Source organism: Candidatus Poriferisodalis sp. (assembly GCF_965221945.1).
Classification (GTDB): Bacteria; Actinomycetota; Acidimicrobiia; order Acidimicrobiales; family Poriferisodalaceae; genus Poriferisodalis.
This window is the reverse complement of sequence record NZ_OZ244925.1, coordinates 3,542,363-3,559,358: the sequence shown is the minus strand read 5'-3', so window position 1 is coordinate 3,559,358 and position 16,996 is coordinate 3,542,363. Positions and strand designations below refer to the sequence as shown.

9 protein-coding genes are annotated in these 16,996 nt (G+C 68.9%); 2 read left to right on the top strand and 7 right to left on the bottom strand.

Translation table 11 applies throughout. The annotated features are described in order from the left end of the window. Window positions 1–108: 108 nt before the first annotated feature. The 7 genes from pyrE to ACOQPH_RS16740 form a co-directional block, all read right to left on the bottom strand. The gene (pyrE, locus tag ACOQPH_RS16770) at window positions 109–693 is read right to left on the bottom strand and encodes an orotate phosphoribosyltransferase (RefSeq protein ID WP_420622453.1); all 585 of its coding nucleotides are present in this window, start codon (window positions 691–693) and stop codon (window positions 109–111) included. A 131-nt stretch (window positions 694–824) separates the two neighbouring features. Continuing rightward, a complete protein-coding gene (locus tag ACOQPH_RS16765; RefSeq protein WP_420622452.1) occupies window positions 825–2,420 on the bottom strand; it encodes a cell wall-binding repeat-containing protein in 1,596 nt (531 codons plus the stop codon). A gap of 228 nt (window positions 2,421–2,648) precedes the next feature. Next, entirely contained in the window at window positions 2,649–5,486 is a 2,838-nt protein-coding gene (locus ACOQPH_RS16760; protein WP_420622451.1) for a cell wall-binding repeat-containing protein, read from the bottom strand. A gap of 109 nt (window positions 5,487–5,595) precedes the next feature. After that, window positions 5,596–8,277 (bottom strand): cell wall-binding repeat-containing protein, encoded by a 2,682-nt coding sequence (locus ACOQPH_RS16755; RefSeq protein ID WP_420622450.1) that lies wholly within the window; start codon window positions 8,275–8,277, stop codon window positions 5,596–5,598. A 45-nt stretch (window positions 8,278–8,322) separates the two neighbouring features. Further along, on the bottom strand, window positions 8,323–10,878 hold the full coding sequence (locus ACOQPH_RS16750) for a cell wall-binding repeat-containing protein (RefSeq protein ID WP_420622449.1): 2,556 nt from the start codon (window positions 10,876–10,878) through the stop codon (window positions 8,323–8,325). Between the two features lie 68 nt (window positions 10,879–10,946). After that, window positions 10,947–13,700 (bottom strand): cell wall-binding repeat-containing protein, encoded by a 2,754-nt coding sequence (locus ACOQPH_RS16745; RefSeq protein WP_420622448.1) that lies wholly within the window; start codon window positions 13,698–13,700, stop codon window positions 10,947–10,949. Between the two features lie 84 nt (window positions 13,701–13,784). After that, window positions 13,785–16,064 (bottom strand): cell wall-binding repeat-containing protein, encoded by a 2,280-nt coding sequence (locus ACOQPH_RS16740; protein WP_420622447.1) that lies wholly within the window; start codon window positions 16,062–16,064, stop codon window positions 13,785–13,787. A gap of 216 nt (window positions 16,065–16,280) precedes the next feature. On the opposite strand from ACOQPH_RS16740, the gene ACOQPH_RS16735 reads away from it, so the two are divergent. Together ACOQPH_RS16735 and ACOQPH_RS16730 are read left to right on the top strand one after the other, a co-directional pair. Next, entirely contained in the window at window positions 16,281–16,571 is a 291-nt protein-coding gene (locus tag ACOQPH_RS16735; RefSeq protein ID WP_420622446.1) for a nucleotidyltransferase family protein, read from the top strand. Then, entirely contained in the window at window positions 16,568–16,909 is a 342-nt protein-coding gene (locus tag ACOQPH_RS16730) for a DUF86 domain-containing protein (RefSeq protein ID WP_420622445.1), read from the top strand. The genes ACOQPH_RS16735 and ACOQPH_RS16730 overlap by 4 nt, the downstream gene beginning before the upstream one ends. Window positions 16,910–16,996 lie beyond the last annotated feature (87 nt).

The window sequence follows — 16,996 nt, the reverse complement described above, 5'->3', positions numbered from 1 at the left end:
CGATCGACAGTACTGCCGGATTCTGCCCCGGCAGCGAGCGGCCACTGCTGCATCGGGCCAGACGCAGCCTGAGTCAGTTCTGGCGGTCGAGCTGTGTCTCGAGCCGAGTCAGCCGGCGGTGGCCGCGGCCTGCTCCTCGCCGACTCTGGGAATGCCCAGGTCGTGATAGGTGGCCATCGGGAAGTACGGCACCGAGCGCTTCGCGAACTCGCGGGCTGCGTCGTCGCCACGGTCGGCAAGTGTCACCGCAGCGACCACTTCGGCGCCGGTGGCCTGCACCACGTCGAAGGCCTGCAGGATCGACCCGCCGGTGGTCACGACGTCGTCCACCAGCAGCACATGATCGCCGTCGCCGATGCGCGCCCCCTCGATGCGACGGTCAGTGCCGCGCCCCTTGGGTGCCTTGCGCACGATGAACCAGTTGGTCTCGCTCACCAGCGCGATCGCAGCGGCGAGCGCGTCGGCCCCGAGGGTCAAGCCACCGACCGCGTCGAAGCGGACCCCGGCCTCGGCCACTCGCTCCCAAATCGCTTCAGCAGCGAGCCGCAGGTCTGCCCCCGCTGCGAGCGCTTCCTTGCCGTCGATGAAGTACCGCGACCACTGTCCCGATGCCAGCTGGACCGGTGCCGGCAATGTCGTGAGGCCGCCGTCTCGCAGGATCTCCAGCAACTGGTCCGACTTGACACTGCTCATCGGTGCCACGCAACTCCCTTCGGCATCCTGCCATGCCCACCCGTGGGTGGGCAGTGGCGCTCCCGGCGCAGACACTACGGCAGTGCCACAGAACCGGGCCGCGCTTGCACGTCACTGCGGCGGGCGCCTGGCTATTCGCCGATGTCGCCGGCGAGCAGGGCCAGCACGTCTTCGGCCGGCACCAGCAGGCCGAGGGTGCCGACCGTGGTCCCGCCGCTGCCCCTGATGGCCAGGCGCAGCAAAGTCGCGACACCGATCACCTCGCGTCGTTCGTTCAGCACTGGGCCGCCGCTGCTGCCCGGCGAGATGGGCGTGTCGGTCTTGATCCACGTCAGATCGTCCACCACCGTTGTACCCGAGTAACGGCCGGTGGTGAGCGTCAACGTATTGCCGCCGAGGCTCGGGTAACCGATCGCAGTAATCGTCTCGCCGGCCTGCAACGGCTCGGTCGCGATCGGCAGCGCCGGGAGCCGATCAGGCCCGGGATCCATCCTGAGCAAGGCCAGATCGCGTTCCTCCGTCGCCCGCACCAGGACCAGCGGCACGTATCGATCCGGCGCCTCCTCAAAGGTTCCGCCCAGGTATGCCCGAAGCCGGCGGCACTCGCGGCCGTCGTCCTCGAAGACCACATGCTGATTGGTGACGATCTGGTATCCGTCCCCGACGATGAATCCGGACCCCCGCTTGCGTGTGGCGCCGGCGGCGCTGACACAGCGAACCTGCACCACCGACGGTGCCACCGAGTTCCAGCCCGATGCGCCAGTGCCGCCCGAAGTGCCCGAGCCCTGCGCGAAGCCTGTCGCGACCGCCGACAGCGCGGCCGAGGGGATGACCGACGACGGGCCGATGCCGGTCACCGTCGCCTGGATCGAGCCGCCGACGGCCAGCAGCCAGTCCTGCCCGAACCGGCCCAAGATCTCCGGTACCGGGCTGTCGGGGCCCGGAGCGAGCAGCAACGGCTGGCAGGGGCCGCGCACTGCGCCCGCGGCGAGACCGCCGAACGGGACCGTGCCGCTGGCGACGGCAACGTCGGTGACCGGGTGGCAGCCCGACGTGCCGAGGGAGCGCCGGGCGATGAGTGCGGCCGTCTCGTAGCGGTCGGCGCCGGCGATGCGGTCGGTGGCGATGCCGAGGTCCTTGATCTCGGCTTCTGCCCGCGCCGACACGGCGGCATGACCTCCGAGAATCGTGACCGAGCCGACGTGCCGACCTTCATCGGTCAGGAAACGGCGAGCCTGGTCACCGAGCTCGCCGGGCGGTGTGAGGATGAGCGGCGTGGAGCGGGTGACGCTGGGAGCGGCCGCGACCGCATCGGCAAAGTTCGCGCCCGAGGCGAGATACACGGTGCTCAGCGCTGCCGGCGCGAACGCCCGCGCAGCACGCCGGGCCGTGTCATAACGGTCCGCACCGGCGATCCGGTCCACCTCGTAGCCCATCGACCGCAAGGTCTCTGCCACGTTCTCAGACACCGCTGCGGCGCCGCCCAGGATGATCACATTGGCATGGGCGTGCGATGCGCACGGCTCGAGGTAGGCCCGGGTGACCGCAGGCAGGAACGCCCGGGTGGTCAGCAGCAGCGGCCGGTCGAGCGCAGCGCCGGCGAGGGCGTCGGGCCAATTCTCGCCCGACGCGAGCGCCACGCTGTGCGAGCCGGCGTCGGCCTCGCAGCTCCCGCCGGCAGCATTGGCTGCCAGCTCGTACACGTTGCTGCCGCTGACCCGCTGCACCGAGGCGCTCGAAGCCTGCGCGGCCGCAGGCTGGGGGCAATGAGCACCGAGCCTGCCAGCGCCACGCTCACCATGGCCGTGGTTAACCGTCGCCAGCGGCGTCGACGTCGCATTGTTGCTGTGCTGACGCCTCGATCTCTCATGCAGTCATTGCTTTCCACGCATCGAAACCGCCGGTCCCGGCTGGCTCACGGGCCGGTGATCCTTGGCTGCACTGACGGGCAGAGGCTAGGGGGTGGCGGGATGGCTGTTGCGCAGCAGGGCAATGCGGCTCGACGCTGCCAGCAGCGTCTTGGCCGGGTTCAGGCTCTCGTCGACTTCGCCGGTGGTGGGATCGTCGGGCGTCTGTCCGCGGGCGATGCCGGCGGCGATCTCGAACCGCTTGCCCCGGAAGCTGAGGAGCTGCCCGATCGTGTGATCGGGATCCGCAGTTGTGAACCGGAAGAGCACCTGGTCGTTCGGCAGCAGCGTGGTGGTCTCGACGCGGTCGGGCACAGCGGGCGCAGGGTCGCTCACCTCGCCGTAGTCCTCGATCAGCCCGCCGAGGATGTCGTCGATCAGCTCGATCACCCCGCCCGCACCTGCAACCTCAGCGACATCGGGCTCCTCGTCGGCGATGAACTCGTTGACATAGTGGCTGAACTCCACCAGGAAGCTGACCGAGCTCACACCGCCTTCCAATGCGGGCATGCCGATGAAGTCGCTCTCGTCGTCAAGCGACAATGGCAGGCTCTCGTCGATGCACCCGTTGACGAGCTCGGCCAGGAAAACCCGGGTGAAGGCGCTGTTGCTGCTCAGCGCACGCACGAAATCCCCGTAGGTCAGCTCGGGCGGCTCGCCGTCCTCGGAGTCGATGAAGCGCAGCAGGATGATCCGGTCACGAGTGTCGATCCACACCCGTACCGCGGGATGGCTGGTGCGCGAGACGGCGCTCGCTGTCTCACCCAGGCGTGCCGAGGCCCGGGCGCTGTCGAGCACCCAGCCGTTGCCGGCGGCCCCAGCGGCGCTGCCCGACCATTTACCGACGATGTGGACCGACTCTGCCAGCATCACCTCTGCGCGTTGGCTGACATTGGCGATCGCGTCGGGGGTCGTGGTGGCGGCACTGTTGTCGACGCCAGGATTGGCTGGGCCGATGCGCACGGCGGAGACGCCGAACTCGGCGCGGGGTTCGCTGACTCGTGCTCGCCGGCGCCCGCTGCGCTGGTCTTCGGGGCCGACGATCGCGCCGCCACGCAAGTCGACGAAGTCGCCGTCGGCGAGCTCGTACGCCGCTCCCGCGTCGATCGGGTCGGAAGAGCTGTCTCCGGGGTACCCGTCCGGCGCGGTGAGCGGCACCCGGTGATACGCGAGGCCCAGGAAGCGCTCGGCACCGATGAACTCCGAATCGCCGGCAGCCACCTCGATTTCCCGAGCAGTCAGGATGCGAACCCGGCTGCCGTCGACCGAGGTGTCGCTGCCGTCGGGTTCGTCAGGGTCGTACTCGATGGCGAACAGCACAAAGGGGGTGCCCTCGGTGGCGATGATCTCCACCGACAGCGGCGACGTCCTGGTCCTAGGCGTCGGCACCGTGTACCTCGCGCCCTGCAATGGGCGACGATCCCCATTGAGCGCAAACCACTCCTCGGTGGATCGCATCTCGATGATGTCGCCCACCTTCAGCGAACGCCACAACGTCACCGTCAGCGATGACACTGCATCGCACCCATCGGCCGGTCGCGAACTCGTCAGCTCCTGATCGACGATGAGCGCCGGCGTGTCGTTGACGTAGAGGAGGTCGCGCATGCGGGCCTCCAACTGGTCGCCCTCGGTCTGCAGCTCCTCGGTGAACTTGATGGTGAACGTGGGGCCGTCCGCAACGGCGCTGATGCGCCCGCTCAGGGTTCGCGACGTGGTGGCTGCTCGCAGTGCCAGGTTCATGGAGGCATCGCTGAGCGCGGCGGTGCCCCCGACCGCGACAAGCTCGACATTGGTCTTGCGACCGTCCACCGTGGTCTTGGTGGTGCGCAGGAAGCTCGAGACCGACGAGTTCAGCCGGGAGCCGACAATCAGCAGCGGCACGGGACCAGAGCCGCCCAGACCGAGCCCCATGACCGGCCCCGCAGCCACCCCATCGGCCGGCGATCCGGCTCCGACCAGCGCAACCGTGAAGACTGCGGGGCGGATCTCGGGCTCGCACGTGCCGGCCATCAGCCGGGCGATCGCCGCCGAGAACGACTCGGGAGAGCTGGCATTGATCCGCTGCGTGTGGTCGACACCTCCGGCCACAAGCTGTGCGACCAGGCCATCGGACAGGGCGGCGCTGCTCCCCAGCAATACGACCCGATCAACGCGCAAGTGCTCGAGCGCAGCCGCAGTCGCCGGCGGCAGCGTGTCGCGCTCGCTGAGCAACACCGGCAGCTCCATCCTGTACACCAGCGGGCCCGTGGCGACGATGTAGCCGAGGTGCTCCTCACTGCCGTTGGCCAGCAACGCCACCGTGTCGTTGGTGTCGCACCAGTGGGTCAGTCCGTCGAGTTCGGATGCGACGGCGGCAGCAGTGGCGAACCGGTCATCTCCGGACAACCGGCGGACGGTGATGTCCTGCTCCAGCGCCTCGAGCTCGTCGACGACTGCCGAGCCGACCGAGGCGACCCCGCCGACGACGATCACCGTAGTGATCTTGTGGTCCTCGAGGTAATCAGCGACGCGGCCGTACAGGTTTTCCGACGGCGTCAACAAGATGGGAGCAAAGTGCCGCGCCGACAGGCCAGCAGCGACGGCGCCGTCAATCGGCACCTCTCCTGATGCCAGGATGACCGTCTGCACCGAGTCGAGGCCGCCGCGCTCGAAGGCGTACCGCTCGGCCAAGCGCACTGCAGTCTCGTACCGGTCTGCACCGCTGAACGGCCGCACGCCGGTTCCCGCGAGCGGTGCCGATCGGTCGTCAGGATCGACGAGCAGCTCAGAAGCCGAGTTTGCCGCTTGCGCCGGGGCAGCGAACAGCAGCGCCGCCGACGGTGCCCACAGGCACCACGCCAGTGCGATTGCTGCGAGGCCGGCGAGCCGCTGTTTGCGAATCTTCACCGACCCCCACTTCTTACCCGCATCTCGTTGGCCGCAAGACGGCACAGGCTATCGCCTGCCGATTGTCGCTGTCATCCTTCTATGAGTGTCACGCAGCTGCCTGTTGGGCCTAGGGGCGGGTGAAGCGGCTGAAGCTGTGCTGCTCCGACCAGTTGCCGTTGAGGTCGATCGCCGCCCCGTCGCCGGCGAACAGCTTCGAGTTCAGTCCGGGCAGCATGGTGAGATCATCTGACTGGATGCGGGCCACCAGCGTGCCGTCTTGCACGCCGGCAGCGAGGTCACAGGTCGCTCCGCCGGCGATGATCGCCGGATTCCCCCCAGGCGCAGCCACGAACATCACGCCCGCCTCAGCGGCGCCGTTCCCGCCGAGGGCGTAGTCGGCACTTCCGTCGTTGTCGGCATCAATCTGCAATCGGCCCGAAACCACCAGCCCGTCGCCGGCTTCGCAGTCGAGCACAGGCTCGGACCACACCACGGTGATGTCGACACTGCTCTCTCCGCCGCTCAGCCGGGTCGGGCCGATATCGACGCTGAACGTCACCGGCAGCTCTTCGTCGGCGGCGACCTCGTCGGCCAGATCGGCAATGAACCACGACCGGAAATTCAGGTTGCGGTTGAGGTCGGCCGCGATGTCCTCGACGGCGCGGCCCGGTGCAGTCTGGACACGCACCCGTCCGCCCTCGCCGGTCCGCCACACGTTGGGCACGGCGATGCGCGTGGCCCCCCAGTCGGCCTCCAGCACGATCTCGAGCGTCCAGTTGTTGCCGATCGCGCCGGACGCCCCTCCGAACGGACGCGCTGTCACGCGGAGGGCGTCGCTCACGACGTCGCCGTTGCGCTGCGCATCCACCGAGATCGACGCGACAGTGCGCCCCCGCGGCCGCGACACCGTCACTCGGGCGACCTCGGGCGGGGTGTTGTCGCCCACCGCAGTGGCGACGGCCCGGTTGGCGGCGTTGCCTGCCAGGTCTTCCACCGCCCCAGCGAGAATGGTGACGCGGTCGCCGTCCCGCAGCGAGCCTCCCCATCGGGCCGGCGCCGGCACCTCGAAGCTCGTCGCCCCATCGTTCACCTGAAAGATGACCGTTTCGGTCTCGGGGTCGGCGCCTGTCCGGCGGAATTCGGCGATTCCCGTACGCAGTCGCAACGGCTCGCTGGCCGTGACCAGCGCCGCGGTCGCAGCGTCGGTGGCGGTCATCGAAATGGTCGGCGGGACCCGGTCCGCAGCGACGCTGGTGACCACCCGGCGAACCACCCGGCGACCGTCGTGTTCGCCGATGACGTCGCCGCGAATCTCGATCTCCTCCTTGGCCGCGAGTGGTCGGTCGCACGCCACGGGGACCACCGAATCGGCGAACTTCCGGGCGCCCGCGATCAGGATCGTCGCTGCGGAGGTGGTGTCGCCCGAACCGGCATCCACCGTCGCGTCGGAAGATCCGAACCGAACTCGGCCCCGGCGATAGTTGGCCGGATTCTCGGCATCGGATGTGCGCACCGGCTCGTCGAAGGTCACGTCGAGGAAGCAGCGGCCCTCCACGCCGGCGATGTCCGCAGAGATCTTCGGCAGCGTCCCCGCCGCCACCGCCTGCAGGGCGGCGAAGGACGTGACTGCATTGGGGCCGCCGAGCACCGTGAGCGCCAAGTTCCCGTCCTTGTCGCCGGGAGCGAACTCGTCCGAATCCAGCAGGTCGGCGACTGTGGGGGGCAGCACGTTGCGCTCGGTGAGCAGCAGAGGCGAGCAGCGTTCGCCCAGCAGCGGGCTGGCGACGAGCGCATCGGCGGCACGCCGTCCGAACGCGAGCCCGAACTCGGCGCCGTCAAAGCACCGCTGCGGCGAATCAGGGCCCAGCAGTTCCTCGGCGACTCGGGTGGCGGTGGCGTAGCGGTCCGGACCGTAGAGCCGGCTGACCGTGATGCCGAGATCGCCGATGTCGTATTCCACCCAGGGACTGACGGCCCGGGGACCGCCGAGGATGACCACGTGGGAGGTCCCGCTGTCGATCAGGAACCGCTTCACGTCGGGATGCAAGTCGAGACTCGGCGTCAGCAGCACGGGATGGCGACCGCGGTAGGCCAGCGGCCCCGCCGTGAGTGCGTCGGCGAACACCTCGCCGGTGGCCAGCAGCGCTGTCGGGCCGAGGCTGCGATACCTGCCCGGTATGCCCGCGGGCGAGCCGACGCGTGAGGCCACTGCAATTGAGGTGCGATACAGGTCATCGCTGCCGACACGGCTGACTGCGAGGTCGAGCGCCCTCAACTCCGCGGCCACGTCGTCGGAGACCACATCGGAGCCACCGACGATGATCACCTGGGTGAAGCCGTTCGAACTCAGGAAGGTCTCCACGGCTGCGGGCAACGCATCGGGCGGGGTCAACAGCAACGGAGCGCCGTGGTGCCGTGACAGCGGCGGTGCGATCAGCGCAAAGCCGAAGTGCGCGTCGGCTCCCGAGGTAACGATGGCGGTGTCGGCTCTGGCGCCCGCATCGGCACGCTCGCGGACATACTCCCGGGCAATCGCCACGCCCGTCTCGTAACGGGTCGCGCCAGCGACGCGGGTGAACGATGCGTCGGTGCTCGCAGCCCCGGCTGGGAACTGGACAGCGGTGCCGGCAAGCAGCAGACCGCACAGCAGCACCAGCACCCATCGGCGACGGCTGTGACGAGCGGGCAGCGTCACCTCAGCACCTGCACCTACCCGGCGATGTCGCTGAGCCGCCGCACCAGGCACGTTCGGATCCACCATCAGGGCCTCCAGCGGCGCCGGCTCATCGGCGCACGCCCACTCAACCACACCGGCCGAAGCAGACGAGGGACTTCAATCGAGCGTGCAGGCCCGCTATGGGCGGCGGAACTTCACCCCGGTCTGGGACTCGTTCTCGTTGCGGGCGAAGTCGCTGGCTGCACCCGGGCGAATGGTGGCCAGCGAAGCTGTGCCGGGCAGATTGTCGACGTTCGCAGACTCGATGCGGACCTTGAGGGTGCCCGAGCGGACATCGACGCTGGTGTCGCAGATGGGGTCGCCGGCAATGAGCGGGCCCGACCCGTCGCTCGCCACGAGCATCACGTCGCTGTCGCCGAAGGTGTGCCCGTCGAGCGCGAAGTCGCCTTCGCCGTCAGCATCGACATCGATCTCGATGTTGCGCGGATCCACCGCTCGATGCAACCCGGTGCAGCCCTGCACCGGCTCGCTCCACAGCACCGTCACATCGACGGTGCTGGCGCCTTCGGTGAACGACACACGGCCTCGGGTGTCGGCTGGGCGGCTGAACGCCTCGCCGCTGAACGCCAACGCAGTGAACCGGGAGTTGAACGCCCGGTCGTTGTTCAGGTCGGCGGCCAGATCGTCGACGACCGCCTCGGCCAGCACCTGCACCAGGATCCGGCGGCTCGACTCGGACACCCTTACCGAGCTGAGCTGTGACGGCGACCAGCCTCGGGGGCGTGTGTCGCGCACGTTCACGTCGATCTGCCACTCGTTGCCCGCGGCCCCGTCCACTGACGTGCCCGGATCGGCCGAGATCAAGATGGCGTCGGCGGTGGACCCGCCGGTATCGGCCACTTTCAGCGTCACCGCGGCCTGGCGTGTGGCGACTGGCTCGGTCACGGTGATGCGATCGATCTCGGGCGGTGTGTCGTCGTTCTCGACGGTCCGGCTGGCGGCCCGGCTCTCGTTGCCTGCGAGATCGGCAGCGGCGCGACTGGCTATCGACACCTTGTCTCCTGCTTGCAGCACGCCGCCGAGTTCCTCAGGAACGACGACCGTGAACCGGATTGCCCCGTCGTCTAAGTCGGCCCCGACCGGGGCCTCGATCGAGCTGCCTCGCTCGAACAGCACCTCGATCGGCGCCGGCGCCAGCGGCTCGGTGCTCTCGACCCACACGATGTCGCCGCCTTGGGGGGCGCTGATGACCAGCGACGGGCGCCGGTTGTCGGGCGGGATCACATAGTCGGACTGGACCACCGTGCGGTCGTCGTTGGCCGCCCGGATCGCACGGGTGCTGATGCCGATGCGTTCGCGTTCCTGCAATGGCGCGAAGCAGCCGGCCGGGACGGTGCCGGCGGGGCTGATGAAGCCTCCGGAGAAGGTCACGGTGGCGCTGGTGGTGGTGGTCCCAGCGCCGGCGTTCACCGTGCCGAATCGGCCTTGACCGGTCGAATAGCTGGAGAAGTCGGCTGCGTCCGACGTCTGCACCGGCTCGCTGAACTCGACGGTGAAGTGGCAGCCGCCCTCGACGCCTCGCAGGCTCGCAGTGAGCTCGGGCAGCTGCGCCGCGTCGATGGCGTCCATCAGCGCCTGTTCGGAGACGGCTCCCTCACCGCCGAACACGGTGATGCGAACGTCGCCGTTGATGTCGCCGGTGATGTAGTCGTCGGATCTCAGCAATGCCGCTGCGCTTTCAGGCAGCTCGCCCCACTCTGTCAGCAGCAGCGGCGCACACAGCTCGCCCAGCAGCGGTCCGCTCACGATCGCATCGGGCGACCGCCGCCCGTACGCCAAGCCCACCTCGCTGCCGCCGAAGCAGTCCGCGGGCGTGTCGACGCCCAGCAGCGCCTCGGCGATCTTCACGGCAGTGGCGAACCGATCAGCACCGGCCCAGCGGGTGATCTCGATGCCGAGATCGGCGACGGCCTGTTCCACGCCGCTGCTGACGGCCGCACCGCCCCCCAAGATCACGACGTGCTCGATCCCGCTCGCTGCCAGGAATGTCTCGGTGGCTTCGGGCAGTTCGGCGCTGCGGGTCAGCAATATGGGATGGTTGCCCCGGTAGGCGAGCGGCCCCGCTGCGAGCGCATCAGCGAAGTTCTCGCCGGTGGCGAGCAACGCTGTGCGGCCGTCCACGGGGAACTCGCCCGGCGAGACGGATTCGCCGACCGCTGCGGCCACTGCGGCAGCGGTGCTGTAGGCGTCGGCGTCGGCGATGCGGGTCACCTCGATGTCGCCAAGGGCCTCCAGCGCTCCCGCAACGGTGGCAGACACCACTGAGGGGCCGCCCACGATGATCACTTCGGAAATGTCGTTGTCCGATAGGAACGTTCCGACGGCAGGGGGCAGCGCGTTGGGCTGGACCAGCAGCAACGGTGCACGGTGCAGCTGCGCTAACGCCGACATCGACATCGCGTACGCGAAGTGGTCATTCGCACCCGACGTCAGCACGACCGTGTCGACACGCTCGCCGCCGAATCTCTCGACTTCATCGACGTATGCCTCCGCGATGTTAACCGCGGTCTCGTAGCGCGTCGGGCCTTCGAGGCGCCGCGTCTCGGCATAGGCCGCGGCGCCCTGCACCGGATCGTGAGCAGCAGCGAGCACAGCGGCAGCCACCACCAACGCGACCAGGGCATGAGCCGCGCGCCTGCCGCAGCCATATGTCGGAACGTCTTGACTCAGCATGGTGCTTGCAGTGCCGCACAGTCTGAGGGTCACGGTACCTCGCCCCTCTCAGCCGGCGAGGCAGTCCGCTAGGGAGCGGCGTTGATGAAGGCGTCGGCTTGCCACGTGACGGTGTCGTCGTCGGGTCCGAAGTCGTTGAGCGAGATCGTGCCCACGAAACCGCCTGCGCCGTAGCCACCGTCTGCCAGCCCTGCGACCGCCACGCTCGAATCCAGGCCGCTCGGGGCTTGCGACTCGGCACCGAAGACGTCGATCAACCACGTTCCTCCGCTCAGCACGCTCATACCCCGCAACTCCCAGACATTGCCATTCAGTCGGGCCTCACCAGCGACCGTTCCCGTGACGGTTCGACTGGCTGTATCCGTCGACCACAGTGCGGTGAACCGGTCGGGGTCTTCTTCTCCGAGACCGCGCACAATCTGAATCGACAAGAACGCGTCGCTCAGCTCCTCCCGGTCGGGAGGCACGTGGAGGTAGTTGCGAGACTGGTCCGAGCGGAAGGACCAACTCGTGACGCCACCGTCGGTGGGATCGTCGGCACCAGGTAGCCCGTTGTGCCCCCGTGCTTGCAGGGTGACCGGCTGCGCCATCCAGAAGCGCCGGTACTCATCGGCCACGAGCACGGTCGACTGCGAGGCGCGTCCGAATGGACCCACCGCGCGCACGGCTAGGGGTCCATCATCGGGCAACGCAGAGGCCAGACAGCCAGGACCGCCGTCGCCCTCGGTGCGTGCGACGCCGTCGGCATCGACGCCGTACCAGCCCAGCTGAGGCAGGTCCGCGACCGCCACCGGCGAGCGCCGCCTCGACGTTTCTGCCACCAGCCAGCGTGCCCCTTCGTAGGTGGAACGCGGCAGGCACAGCCAGACACGTCCAGGGGACGAGCCAGCAGTCGAGTCGTCATCGTCACTGTCCCGGTAGCGCCCCTTGTCATCGGCCCGGTGATGCACCAGCCCGTCCAGCGACAGCCGTGTGGCGAATGCCCCAACTCCCCGCGGTGCGCCGGGCGCTTTGACCGTGCGGCTGGGATTGGCCGGGTCCTTGGTCTGAGCGCCGACCAAGATGGGGTTCGCGTCAACTTCTGCGGGTATGAGCCGACCGCTCACCGCCGCCGAGGCCTCCGCCATCAGGCTGGGGTGAATGACCGATGGCCCGCCGAAGGCCACGACGAAGCCGGGTTCGAAGCACTCGTCGTTGTTGAGAGCCGCGCCGTAGGCATCTGCATCAACTGCACCGCGAGGTCCCAGGCCACCGACCGCGCTGATGCACTGCCGCCTCGCCGTGAATGAACTCCTCAGCAGGTCCGACACCGACGATGGCAGCTCACTCGCCCTGGCAGGCACCAGCAGGATGGGCACCGCGGATCGTTTCGGCCCCGGCGCCTCAGCGGTCGACGGGTCCGAGGCCGGACGTCGCGCTGCACCGACGAATCCGATCTCCGGCGCAGTCACCGTTCCGGCAATGCGCTCGACCACGTAGGGCTGTCCCTGCGCAGACGGAGCCGAGGCCGCACCGCACCAAGGGCCGGCGCTGAGCGCGTCGGGCCAGCCGCGAGCGCTGTCGCCGCGCCCGCTCGAGGCCACCAGGCACACCATGGAGCGGGCGAAATCCTTGCCGTTCCGGTTCGGCCACCATCCGCCGAAGTGCTTGACCATGGCGACACTGGTCGCGTAGCGATCCGGCCCTGCGATGCGAAGCATCTCGGCCCCCGAGAGGTTTGCCGCCAATGCCGCCACTTGTTCGGGAATCTGCGACGTTCCGCCCAGCACAATCAGGTGCTCTGCGTCGAGCAGGCTGAGCGCTGTCGCGGTCTCGTGGGGGAGGTAGTCGCTGCCGTCGGCCAGCACCACCGGCACCTGCCAGAAGCTCGTCCACCAGCCAGCAGCGAGCGCATCCACGCCTACGGTGAGCACCACCGTGCGGCCCAGCAGCTCGCACTCGCGTGCTCGTGGGCGCCACTCCACCACCGAGTTGGCGTAGAAGGTCATAGTGGCGTCACCGTCGGAGGCAGAGGGGTCGGCACATCCCTTCACGCCGTCGGGAATGGGTGCTGTGCCCAGCGATGTCGCGACGGCTGCAGCCGTGCCGTAGCGGGTGAGGCCGCTGACGCGGAACACCTCGCTGTAGCCGATCGACACCAGCTCGGTCTCGACTCCCGCCGGCACCGCAGACTCGCCGCCGACCACGATCGCTTGACGCGCCGCGTTGCAACCGCCCTGGCGAAGGTCGTGCGCGGCCAGCCGGGCCGAGTGGTTCAGTGACTGCGCGCCCGATCGGGCCGAGTCGGTGAGCAGGATGGGCGCTGCCAGCGTGTCGACCCGGCTGTAGCCCCCGATGGGATCGAACAGCGGATCACCGGCCGCGACCCGCCGCAAGTACGGCTCACTGGAGCCTCCTGTGGAGTCCGACAGCGCGGCCGCAGCCAGCGCATCAGCCGGCGAGTCCGACGCCGCCACGATGACCGAGCGCGGGCACACACCCAGGCCCCACCAGTCCCCCGCAGCGGCAAGGCTGCGCCCGGCGCGCGACGTGGCATCGGGCGAGTCGAAAGGGAAGCCACCGCGACCGCGCATGGTCAGCGCAGCCGCCAGTGCGGTTTGGTGCCGGTCGGCACCGTAAATGCGAACGCCGTTCGGCCAGGCCTCCAACTGCGGCGCAGCCAGATGCGACTGCGGCCACTGGCTTGGCGGCACTGGTCCTGGCCCTGCAGCAGATGCCGTCTGGCCGCTCGCGCTCGGCACCGCCAACAGCGACGCCACTGTCATGGCTGCAGCCAACGCGGCCACCCATCGAACCCGCAGGCCTTGCCGTTTTCCCGTCACGCTCCGACAGTCTGCCCCGGCGGTGTCACGACACCGTTGCAGATCGCCGGGACGGCCGTCGCCCCGCCCGCACCGCACCCGCCTCTATCGCCTGGCGCAGCGCTGCTGCAGCCGATCGTGGGCTGCGGCAAAGCCGTCGATCCGGGGAAAGATGATGACTTGGTTCCCCCCGTCGAAATTGGTGAAGCCGAAAGCGAGCTGGCCCGTCCCGTTCCGCAGAGCGCTCACGAAGCTGTGGCCCTCGTCGCCCGAGATGATCGCCCGGTTGTCTTCCGAGGGCAGCCACAGCTCGAAGATGAACGGCACGTCTTCGCCGCCGATCCGGTAGCCGATCGGCACCCGTCCGTTCTCTTCGGGCTTCGACAAGCCGACCTGGCCCGCGATGAACGGGCCCCGGTACTGGTCGAGGAGCGGGTTCCAGAAGTCGATCTGCACGGCGTCGTCGCAGAACACCAACAGGACCGGCACGACGTTGTCGAACGGGCGCGCGATGTTGTGATTCTGTGGGCCTGTCACCAAGATCACGTAGTGGTTGCCGGTGTTGGTCGCGGTGCCGTGGGTCCATTCCCCTTCGTCGCCGGCAGGTTCGTCGTCCGGCTCGCCCCCAGACTCGCCACCGGGCTCGTTGCTCGGCTCAACGCCGATGTCGCCGGCGAGCAGGGCAGCGACGTCGGTACTGGGCGCCAGCAGGCCGAGGCTGCCGACCACCTGCGCGCCGTTGCCGGTCTGGGCCAGCACCAACGCTGACGCGACGCCCACGAGCTGCCGTTGCTCGTTGAAGGCCGGTCCGCCGCTGTTGCCGGGCGCGATCTGGGTGTCGGTCTTGATCCACGTCACCCCGTCCAGCAGCGTGATCCCCGAGTAGCGCCCCGTCGTGAGCGTCATGGTCGCCCCGCCGATGCTGGGGTAGCCCAACGCGGTGATGTGCTCGCCCGCTCGAAGCGGCGCCGTCGCAATGGCGACGGGCGGCAGCGCGTCTGCGCTGGGATCCAGCGCCAGCAGGGCAAGATCTCGCGCCTCGGCCGCACGCACCAGCGTCGCCGGGACGGATCGGGCGGGCGCCTGCTCGAACGTGCCGCCCGCCTGGGCCTCGATGCCGGCGCACGGCCGTCCCCCGTCTGTGTGCACCACGTGGTGGTTGGTGACGATCTGGCGCCCGTCGTCGACGGCGAATCCCGAGCCGGTCTGGGTCGGCTCGCCCGCGCTGTCGAGGCACTGCACCAGCACCACCGAGGCGGCCACTTGCTCCCAGGCTTGGGTGCCGCCTGGCGTACCGGTCCCGACCGTCTCGGTCGCCCCGGACTCGTCGGGCATCCGGCCGGTCGCCACAGCAGCCAACGCGGCATCGCTCACCGACGACATCGGCCCGATGGCGGTCACCGAGGACTGGGTCGAGCTGCCCGCCGCGAGCAGCCAGTCGCTCCCGAATGCGGCGAGCGTCTCGGGCACCGGGCCGGCCGGGGGTGCGAGCAGCAGCGGCTGGCATTGGCCTCGCACGGCACCGGCCACGAGCCCCGCGTAGGGCGAAGTGCCGCTGGCCACGGCCACATCGGTGACCGGATGGCATCCCTGCCTGCTGAACGACAGCCGGGCCAGCATCGACGCTGTCTCGTACCGGCTGGCGCCGGCCACACGCCGGGTAGCGATGCCGAGGCTGCGCACCTGCGCCTCGACTTCGGCGGACACAGCCGCCCTGCCGCCCAGAATCGTGACCGACGAGACCGTGCGGCCCGGATCGGTCAGGAACCGCTCGGCCTCGGCACCCAGCGCGCCCGGCGGGGTGAGGATGAGCGGGCTGTTCGCCGAAACGTACGGAGCCACCGCAACGGCGTCAGCGAAGTTGACCCCCGACGCCAGGTACACGGTGCCAAGCGACGCTGGGGCGAATGCCCGCGCAGCGCGCCGGGCGGTGTCGTAGCGGTCGGTGCCCGCTATCCGGTCCACCCGGTAGCCCAAGTTTCGCAGCGAGCCGGTCACATCTTCGGACACGGCGGCGGCGCCCCCCAGCACGATCACCTTGGCGTTGGGCTGGCTGGCGCACGGCTCGAGGTATTCCCGCGTGGCCGCGGGCAGGAAGGCCTGCTTGGTGAGCAGCAGCGGCCGGTCGAGCGCGGTGCCTGCCAACGCGTCGGGCCAGTTCTCGCCTGACGCCAACGCCACGCTGTGCGACCCGCCAGGCCCGTCACAGGTGCCCCCGGCGAGGGTCGCCGCGAGCTCGTAGTCGGTAGCGGCTTCGATGCGCTGCTGGGCGACCTGGGCGCTCTGCGCACCCGCTGTCGCAGGCGCCGCCAAGACCGCCGCGAGCACTGCCGCACAAACCAGCGCGCATGCCGCGGACCGGGCAGACGGGCCAAGTTGCGGCATCGAGGCGAGGCTATGAGTGAACGGCAACGTGGCTGCGTCTCGATCGGAGCGGCGCCCGACGCGACTGCGAACCAGAGTCGTTCAGCCTTTGAACATCAGGTCCGGCCTCCGGGCCTGCCAGCGATGCTAATTCGGCCTCGGAGCCCCAAACTGTCGCCCGCCGGTTCTGTACTTGACGCGCTTGAGCCGCCGAGCCGAAGCGTTACATTCGGTGGGGTGAGCAGACGCGAGCAAGTCGTTGGCCGGCTCAGGTCCGAGATCCGAGATGCAGCCGCGCGCAACAAGGCGAGCGCTATCGCGCTCGTGGGCTCTGTTGCCCGAGGCGATGACGGCACCGACAGCGACTATGACTTCTTGGTCGACTTCGATCAGGGTGTCACGCTGTTCGACATCGGAGGCCTCAAGGCAGATCTGGAGGACCTCCTCGGCGCTGAAGTGGATGTCGTGCCGCGTTCGTGCCTGCGAGACCGTTACCGCACGATGCTCGCCGACGCGATCCCGCTTTGAGCCGCAGCGACACAGAACGGGTCGCGGACATTCGCGCTGCGTGCAGCCGGCTGGCTGAGATCGTCAAGCTGGGCCGAGAAGAATTTGACCGGAACTGGCTCGCCGTGAGCGCTGCGAGCTATGAGCTGGCCGTGATCGGCGAGGCTATGGCGCATCTATCAGATGAATTCCTGAAGACGCACAGCAGCGTGCCGACGAGAAAAGCCAAATCGCTTCGCAACCTGCTCATGCACGAGTATTTCAGGGCGGAGCCCGAGATTCTGTGGGACACCATCGTTTCGGACATTCCCGATCTCGTGCGCATTCTGGATTCGGTGTCACCGCCCGCAGAGTGCTGATCCTGCAGGACTTCCTCTCACGAGAAACCCTGAGTGTCATCACTCATGCTGTTGGGGCTCTGGCGTCGAGGCGGGTCTGACCCGAGT